We start from the raw sequence: 8,065 nt of genomic DNA on the forward strand, positions 1-8,065 counted from the left end.
CCGACATCGGCCCCATCGTATGCGAGCTCGAAGGCCCGATGCCGATCTTGAACACGTCGAAGACGGAAAGAAACATAAGTTGCCTGCCCCGGAGACTGACTCGCGGCGCACCGGCATGATTGCCTGAGCGCCGCATTTACGATTGCCTCGATATCACGCTTCACGGTCTGTGCGAACCGGCGCGCTATCCTCATACTTGCTGGACGATTTTATCCTCAGATCGGTTCCGATTTAAGGAAATCCACTACAAATATAGGAACGCAGCCTAAGCGATCCCATAGCAAACGATCAGGCGGCCAACCGACATTCGATCCCATCCGTGCGACATTGGCGTCGCGACATGGCTTTCGGGGAACTGCCGGATTCCGGAATCAAAACGGCGCGGCTTTTGGGAAGCCGCGCCGTCAATCAGTGGACTTTTCTAGATACTAGATATCAAAGGCCGCCAAAAAGATAAGCAAGAACAAGAACGCCAGCGAAACCAGCTACGGCGCGAGCAGTCACGCCCCAGCAAGACTTCTGAATTGTATTGTCCATGATGTCTCCGAAAAACTCTCAACGGCCGCGGACAGCACATATGGCGTCCGCGTCTGAGGCCCTGCATATTGAAGAAAGCGTAAATGCGCAATGGGGGAATGTGGCGAAAAGGTGTCGGGCCCCTACCGCGCCAATCGCGAAACTGGTGAAAACCGCGCAAACGGTCAGTAGGAGCGGAGAGAAATTCCGCCGCAATTTCATCACAGTAGTTGACGCGCCGTCGATTCCCTTGCCGCCGCGGCCACCTTGCAATTTCCAAAAGCCATGCCAAAAACACGTGTATGACCTTCGAAGATTACATAGCGCTTGTCGTGTTTATCCTGCTTTGGGCGGGTTTCAGCTGGGCGACCGATGGCACGCGCGGCTTCAAGCGCGTGAGTCTCACCCGCCTCATGAACGAGCATCGCGGCCGCTGGATCCGCAACTCGCTCAACCGCGACCTGAAAATGATCGACACACAGATCATCGCGGGCCTGCAAGCCGGCACCGCCTTCTTTGCCTCGACGACGATCTTCGCGCTTGGCGGCTGCTTCGCACTGCTCGGGGCGACCGAACAGGCGCAGATGATCTTTGCGGACATGCCCTATGTCTTCCACGGCGGGCGAACGGCGTTCGAGCTGAAGGTCGGCGGCCTCACCTGCCTCTTCGGCTATTCCTTCTTCAAGTTCGGGTGGTCCTATCGGCTGTTCAACTATTGCTCGATCCTGATGGGCGGTATTCCGATGACCGCCGACATGCAGCGCGACCCGCAGGCAGCGGAGAAGGCAGCGGAACGCGCGATCCGCATGAATGTGCTGGCCGCCAAACACTTCAACGCCGGGCTCCGGGCGATTTTCCTCTCTATCGGCTATCTCGGCTGGTTCATCAGCCCCTATGTCTTCGTCGGACTGACGGTCTTCGTCATCTTCGTGCTGACCCGCAGGCAGTTCTTCTCGGAGGCGCGCGCGGCGCTGCTGCAGGACGCAACGCCCTGACGGCATGCGCGCCGGCCATGCCGAGCGCTAGCAGACGGAGCCTGGTCATTTCCATCAACCAACGACGCGTGTTTGGCGCAAGCCAGCCATGCCATTCTTTCTCACGCCCACAGGATGGCGAACGCCCATGTCCGACAGCAACGTGACTTCACCGGCAACACAGATCCCGGCTCAATCTGGCGCACGGGGGCGGCTCGCCTTTATCGATGTTGCGCGCGGCGTGGCGCTGCTCGCCATGGCCACCTATCACTTCGTCTGGGACCTCGAGTTCTTCGGCTACGTTGCCGCGGGAACTGCCGGCACCGGCGGCTGGAAGATCTTCGCCCGGCTCATCGCCAGCAGCTTCCTGTTTCTCGCCGGTTACAGCCTTGTGCTCGGACAATGGCCGAAACTCCGCCTCGACGCGTTCATGCGCCGCTTCGCGAAGATCGCCGGTGCCGCGGCGCTGATTACCATCGCGACCTACTTCGCGTTCCCGGACACGTTCATCTTCTTCGGCATTCTGCACGAGATCGCGGCGGCAAGCGTGATTGGCCTCGTATTCCTCCGACTTCCCGCGGCCATTTCCATCATCGCGGCAGCAGCAGCCATTGCGGCGCCTTTCTACCTGCGCTCGCCGATCTTCGACGAGCCTTGGTTGTGGTGGGTCGGGCTATCCGAAACGCTGCCGCGTTCCAACGATTACGTACCGCTGCTGCCGTGGCTCGGGCCTTTCCTTCTCGGTCTTGGCGCAGCCAAGCTCTTTCACGCGCGCCTTGTCGCGACCCTGGCAAACCGTCCGTCCACAGGCGACAAGGGCAAACTGTGGATGAGACCGTTCGTCTTCGGCAGCCGTCACAGTCTGGCCATATACCTCATTCACCAGCCCGTGCTCATCGGACTGGTCTATCTCTTCTCGCTGATTTCACCGCCGACATTGCCGGATCCCAAGCAGGCCTATCGCAGCAATTGCGTGGCGGCCTGCAACCAGGGCAACCCGGCCGTGCCGTGCGAGGCCTTCTGCGGATGTACGCTCGACCTTCTGGTGCAGCAAAACCTGTTCGATAGCCTGAACAGGGGAGAGATCAACGTGAGCACCGATGAACGCATTGCGCGAATCGCGGGACAGTGCACAATGAACGTGCAATCAGGGGACTAGGACATGAATGCCTATCGTGCCAAGCCGCTGAATTTCCCGTGGCCCGCCCTGCTTTACGGCGTCGCAACGCTCGCGGCCCTTGTTCTGGCGCGATATTCCCCGATCCCGGTGTCCCACGGACACAGCTGGTTTCCCTGGATCAGCGGCGGTACGCTGATCGTTGCCGCGATCTGGCTGGACCTTTGGGCAGTGAAGACCTTGCTCGACCGGCACACGGCCGTCATGCCCTACCGCTCGGCAACCTGCCTCGTCACCTACGGCCCCTTCCGCTTCACGCGGAACCCGATCTATCTCGGCTATACCCTGATGATGGTCGGCTTCGGTCTGGCGACGCTCAATCCGTGGTTCTTCATCACGGCAATTGCCGCGGTGATGCTGACAACGCTCTTTGCCATTCGCAACGAAGAGAGGCATCTCCTGTCGCGCTTCGGCTTCGAATTCGAACGCTATTGCCGGCACACCAGCCGCTGGATCTGAAAGCAGCGCCGGAAACTGCAAATACAAAAAAGGGCGGCGCCAGCACCACCCTTTGAAACCTTCCTTTTTTGGAGCGAAAGACGCGTCAGGTACCGACGCCGATTTCCGCGAGGCGCGTCAGGCACGCCTCCTCGACATTGTCGAGCTCTGCCAGCGTGTCTTCGATATCCTTGCGCTTCTGCCGAAGCTCCTCGCGCTTTTCCTCGACGCGGCTCATCAACAACCGAAGCTGGCCCATCTCGCCGGGCGGGTCCTTGTAGACCTGGATGATTTCGCGGATTTCGGCAATCGTGAAGCCAATACGCCGGCCACGCAGAATTTCCTGGATCAGCCGCCGATCCGCCGGCCGGAACAGCCGCGTACGCCCACGGCGCTCGGGATGAATGAGGCCCTCGTCCTCATAGAACCGCAGCGTCCGGGTCGAGATGCCGAATTCCCGCGTCAATTCGGTGATGCTATAATATTTATTCACGCTGCCATTCCACGATTTACCGCATACCCCCTAAAATCGGCATCGATCTGAGGTCATGACTATGCAGCAGGTCAAAGTGTTACAGCGATCTGAGCGCGTCCCAGAAGATGCGCGCGCTGCAATGCGCGTACACTATCGTTGACCTTGACGTAAAAGTCAAACAACCGCGCTTACGTTACGTGGAACCACCAGGTGGCGATGCCGAGAAAGCTGAAGAAGCCGGTGACGTCGGTGATGGCGGTCACGAAGACGGCGGAAGAGACGGCCGGGTCCGCGCCGAAACGGTCCAGGCAGAGCGGAACGAGAATGCCGGCAAGCGCCGCAGCCATCATATTGATCAGCATCGCCGTCGCGATGATGCCGCCGATGTTCGGATCCTGAAACCAGAGGCCGGCGAGCAGGCCAATCAACGTGCCGAAGATCATGCCGTTCAGAAGGCCGACACCCGCTTCGCGCCGAATGATGCGCGGCGCGTTGTGAGTGTCGAGACCGCGGGTCGCGAGCGCGCGTACGGTAATCGTCATTGTCTGTGAGCCGGCATTTCCGCCCATGCCGGCGACGATCGGCATCAGAATGGCAAGCGCCACGATCTGCTGGATCGTCGCATCGAAGAGCCCGATCACCGAGGCGGAGATGCAAGCCGTCATCGAATTGATGAAGAGCCAGGGCACGCGCGAACGCGATGCTTCGGCAACCGAGTCCGACAGTTCTTCATCGCCGACGCCGCTCAGGCGCAAAAGGTCTTCCTCGGCCTCTTCCTGGATGACGTCGACGACGTCATCGATGGTGAGAACACCAACCAGCCGGCCATTGTCGTCGACGACGGCGGCGGAGAGAAGGTCATATTGCTCGAAGAGCTGGGCTGCTTCTTCCTGGTCCATCTCGGCGGGGATGGCGTGGCTGGTGTCGTGCATGATCGCATCGACCTTGACCGAACGCTTGGTGCGCAGCACGCGGTCGAGATCAACGGCTCCGAGCAGTTTGAAGGTGGGATCGATGACGAATATCTGCGTGAAGCTCTCGGGCAGGTCCTCATCTTCGCGCATGTAGTCGATCGTCTGGCCGATGGTCCAGAACGGCGGCACCGCCACGAACTCGGTCTGCATGCGGCGGCCGGCCGTGCTCTCGGGATAGTCGAGCGAGCGGCGAAGGCGAACCCGTTCCGTGAAGGGAAGCTTCGCCAGGATCTCGTCCTGGTCTTCCTGGTCGAGGTCTTCGAGAATGTAGACTGCGTCGTCCGAATCCATCTCGCCGATGGCCTCGGCGATCTGTTCGTTCGGCAGATGCTCGACGATGTCGAGACGGATGGCTTCGTCGACTTCGGTCAGCGCCGAAAGGTCAAACTCCTTGCCGAGCAGTGAGACCAACGCCAGGCGCTGTTCCGGCTGGATGGCTTCAAGCAGGTCGCCGAGTTCCGAGGAATGCAGGCCCGCGACATGCTGGCGCAGGTAAATCGTATCGCGATCGGCGACCGCGGCCCCGACATGCATGAGGAAATCGGAACGGACCGAACCGTCGTCGGCATAGATGTCCGAGCCGTCAAAGGACTTGACGTCTTCGGTACCGCTGTCGTCGTCGCCGATATTGCTCATGGGCGCCCTCGAAACGATTGCTGCTTTCCGGTGCTCCAATATAGGGGCCGAAAAGAATGCGTCACTGACGGTTGGTTGGCCCTCTTCCGCCGCCATGCTCGGGAAGTAGGGTCGTACAGCCCTGCTAGCGCAAAGCCCTGCCGAGGTCCACAGCACAGATACCACCCCACGCACGGCGACAACAGATTTATTCAAGCTGTTGCAAATACATGAAAAACCGGCAGCATCTCGACACAGTCGACATCGATCGCGCGATCGGCTAGCACTTCTCTTCGTGCCCTGGAGCCGGAATCGATTTCAGCGAACGAAACAGCAGCCCAAGGTTTACAGCGCCTCTCGTGATCCTTGACGGGACGCGGCGCCGCAGATCGCTGCAGCCGAGGAATATCTGATGGCGATCCGTCCCATTGTCCGCTTTCCCAATCCATTGCTGAGCCAGAAGGCGGACACCGTCACGCGTTTTGATGCGGCGCTTGAGGCTCTTGCGGCCGACCTTCTCGACACGATGCGAGCGGCACAGGGAATTGGCATCACCGCGCCGCATATCGGTGTCCTTCAACGGGTGACCGTCATCGAGCTCGATCGGGAAAGCGGGATCAGGACCTTCGTCAATCCGGAAGTGCTCTGGCACGCGGATCAACTGGCAAGACATGCCGAAGGCAGCGTTTCGATGCCGGGCGTATCGGAAGACGTCGAAAGGCCACAATCCGTCCGTGTTCGTTATCAGACGCTTGTCGGCGAGACGGTCGAGGAGGAAGCAGATGGCCTGATGGCCATTTGCCTGCAGCACGAGATCGACCAACTCGACGGGATCTTCTGGACACAACGCCTCTCGCGCCTGAAGCGCGATCGGGCAATCAAGAAGTTCGAAAAGCTGACAAAGGAACAGATGCGCAGCTAGCGCACTGGACCGCCCGCAACACCAAGTCCGTTACAAATCACCAAGGACCGAACAATGAAACCGACATATCTCGCAGTTCTCGGCCTCCTGGCCCTCGCTGGCTGCAACACCGCCCAACAGGGCCTGGAGCCCCTTCCCCAAAGCCTGACCTACGGCGAGGACGCGAGCAACAGAAAGACGCAGGCCGAGCCGGGCACGATGGTTCAAAACCGTTTCATGTACGAAGGCCAGATGGTCTACGAAACCTATGAGGTCCAACCCGATCACACCTACAAGCTTGTCCGGCGCCGCATGGACCAGGGCGGCCCTGCCGGCAACGGCTGACGCCGTGGACGCCAGGCGGGGCGCACGGCCCAGGCTTGGCGTGCACAATCGATACTTCAGGCTGGCTACCTTGAAAAGGTGGAGTAAACCGCCGTTTCAAAATCAAGGTAGCCTCCGATCGAGGCCGGGTCTGCAAAGGGCAGTATCTGCGTGGCCCAGATCCCACCGAGACCATTTCGGCGGTCGATCCAGTAGTAGAGGTTCGCGAGCCCCGCCCAAGCCAGAGCGCCTGCCGGTCGTCCCGTCGGCGCGGCTTCGTCGTTGATCATGAAGCTAAGCCCCCAGGATTTCGGCATTCCGGGGAAAAATTCGGCATCATGCGCGAGGCTCGGTATCACCCCGGGAAGCCTTTTGATCTTTTTTTCTCCGAGGCCGTTCTTTTCCGCCATTTCGATGGTTTCGGGTCTCAGCACCCGACCGCCAGGGGCGCCCCCATCATTGAGCCACATGCGGATAAACTTGGCGTAGTCGGTAGCCGTCGAGTAAAGGCCGTGGCCACCCATCTGGACTTCGGGCTCCGGTGGCAGCCTGAAATCAGGCAGCCGCAGCAAGCGGCCGACACCGTCTCTCTGATGCAAGGTGACCGCGCGCGAGGTCATCGATGGCGTCAATGAAAAGCCGGTATCCGCCATGCCAAGCGGCCGAAGTATTCGCTCCGTCATCACCTCGCCGAGCCGCCGACCGGTCACGCCCTCCACCACCTGCCCGGCCCAGTCCAGGCTGCTTCCGTATTCCCATTCGTCGCCCGGATCGAACAGCAATGGGGTTCGGATGGAGGCATAGGAGGCTGTTATCACGCTCGGCTGTCCGTGGTGCCTGGCCAGCCTGGCGTAGGTCTCGTTGAAGAAATCGTATCCAAAGCCAGCCGTATGTAAAAGCAGCATGCGGGTAGTAATGTCCCGCTTGGGCGGGCGGAGGTTCGGGTTCCCGGAGGCATCAAAGCCCTCGATCACCTGCAACTTGCCGATCTCGGGTGCGTATTGCTTGGCCGGTGCATCGAGATCCAGCCTGCCCTCCTCGACCAATTGCAAGCAAGCCGTGCTTGTGATCGCCTTCGTCATCGAGAAGATCGCGAAAACACTCTCGACGGTCATGTCCTCAGTGCCGCCCAATGCACGCTTTCCGGCCGCGCCCGTGTAGATATCGCCCCGATTGTCCGTAACCACGGCAACAACGCCAGGCACACCATCAGCCGCGTTGACGACAGTATTGAGGATCGTATCGGCAACAGTCTTGAGATCGCCGACCAAGAAAACCTCCCGAGCAAACAGGGCTTCATCATTGGCGAGGGCCGCCAACCATGGCCGCGCTCAGCAAAGCGCTTCCAGCCCGCCCCTCGCACTGGAACACCGGGCGTATGTTAGCACCAAATAACATTCCAAGCCATTTCGACCGTGTAGCGAAATGTGGCGGTGCTCTTTATCCTTGTGTCGGGCGCGAGGAGGATATGCACGCGCGGCGGAAAGTCTTGTTGAAGTTCGCATGGCTGCGTGCTGGCGCTAGGACGCTAAGTACCGGCGAAAAAACAAAAAACCCGGCCGAAGCCGGGTTCTTTTGGTGCGGTCGAGAAGACTCGAACTTCCACGGGTTGCCCCACAGCGACCTCAACGCTGCGCGTCTACCAATTCCGCCACGACCGCATCGTGGTAG

9 protein-coding genes and 1 tRNA gene are annotated in these 8,065 nt (G+C 60.0%); 5 read left to right on the plus strand and 5 right to left on the minus strand.

Annotation, left to right across the window (positions count from 1 at the left end; translation table 11 throughout):
* A partial coding sequence (locus tag I8N66_RS34370; protein ID WP_291164126.1) for a serine dehydratase beta chain occupies positions 1 to 76 on the minus strand: 76 nt, incomplete at its 3' end.
* Between the two features lie 742 nt (positions 77 to 818).
* Between I8N66_RS34370 and I8N66_RS34375 the strand changes: the two genes are divergently transcribed.
* The 3 genes from I8N66_RS34375 (at position 819) to I8N66_RS34385 (ending at position 3,126) form a co-directional block, all read left to right on the plus strand.
* Positions 819 to 1,511: a DUF599 domain-containing protein gene (locus I8N66_RS34375; RefSeq protein ID WP_113537746.1), complete on the plus strand. Its 693-nt coding sequence runs from the start codon at positions 819 to 821 to the stop codon at positions 1,509 to 1,511.
* A 127-nt stretch (positions 1,512 to 1,638) separates the two neighbouring features.
* On the plus strand, positions 1,639 to 2,649 hold the full coding sequence (locus tag I8N66_RS34380) for a DUF1624 domain-containing protein (protein ID WP_113537747.1): 1,011 nt from the start codon (positions 1,639 to 1,641) through the stop codon (positions 2,647 to 2,649).
* A 3-nt stretch (positions 2,650 to 2,652) separates the two neighbouring features.
* Positions 2,653 to 3,126 carry an isoprenylcysteine carboxylmethyltransferase family protein gene (locus I8N66_RS34385; RefSeq protein ID WP_113537748.1) on the plus strand — a complete coding sequence of 158 codons (474 nt, stop codon included), beginning with the start codon at positions 2,653 to 2,655 and terminating at the stop codon, positions 3,124 to 3,126.
* A gap of 85 nt (positions 3,127 to 3,211) precedes the next feature.
* Here I8N66_RS34385 and I8N66_RS34390 read toward each other — a convergent pair whose 3' ends face one another.
* Both I8N66_RS34390 and mgtE read right to left on the minus strand, forming a co-directional pair.
* Complete coding sequence (locus I8N66_RS34390) at positions 3,212 to 3,598, minus strand: MerR family DNA-binding transcriptional regulator (RefSeq protein WP_113537749.1); 387 nt, start codon at positions 3,596 to 3,598, stop codon at positions 3,212 to 3,214.
* Positions 3,599 to 3,768: 170 nt separating this feature from the next.
* Positions 3,769 to 5,190, minus strand: a complete 1,422-nt coding sequence (gene mgtE, locus I8N66_RS34395; protein WP_291164119.1) for a magnesium transporter — start codon at positions 5,188 to 5,190, stop codon at positions 3,769 to 3,771.
* 391 nt (positions 5,191 to 5,581) lie between these two features.
* On the opposite strand from mgtE, the gene I8N66_RS34400 reads away from it, so the two are divergent.
* Together I8N66_RS34400 and I8N66_RS34405 are read left to right on the plus strand one after the other, a co-directional pair.
* Entirely contained in the window at positions 5,582 to 6,091 is a 510-nt protein-coding gene (locus tag I8N66_RS34400; RefSeq protein ID WP_113537751.1) for a peptide deformylase, read from the plus strand.
* 54 nt (positions 6,092 to 6,145) lie between these two features.
* Positions 6,146 to 6,415 (plus strand): hypothetical protein, encoded by a 270-nt coding sequence (locus tag I8N66_RS34405; protein ID WP_113537752.1) that lies wholly within the window; start codon positions 6,146 to 6,148, stop codon positions 6,413 to 6,415.
* Positions 6,416 to 6,480: 65 nt separating this feature from the next.
* Here the strand turns inward: I8N66_RS34405 and I8N66_RS34410 are convergent, their stop codons facing one another.
* Positions 6,481 to 7,665: a serine hydrolase domain-containing protein gene (locus I8N66_RS34410; RefSeq protein ID WP_291164123.1), complete on the minus strand. Its 1,185-nt coding sequence runs from the start codon at positions 7,663 to 7,665 to the stop codon at positions 6,481 to 6,483.
* 305 nt (positions 7,666 to 7,970) lie between these two features.
* Positions 7,971 to 8,055: transfer RNA gene (locus tag I8N66_RS34415), tRNA-Leu, on the minus strand.
* Between the last annotated feature and the right edge of the window lie 10 nt (positions 8,056 to 8,065).

It is taken from the genome of Ensifer sp. SSB1, assembly GCF_016652895.1.
In the GTDB taxonomy this organism is placed as follows: Bacteria; Pseudomonadota; Alphaproteobacteria; order Rhizobiales; family Rhizobiaceae; genus Ensifer.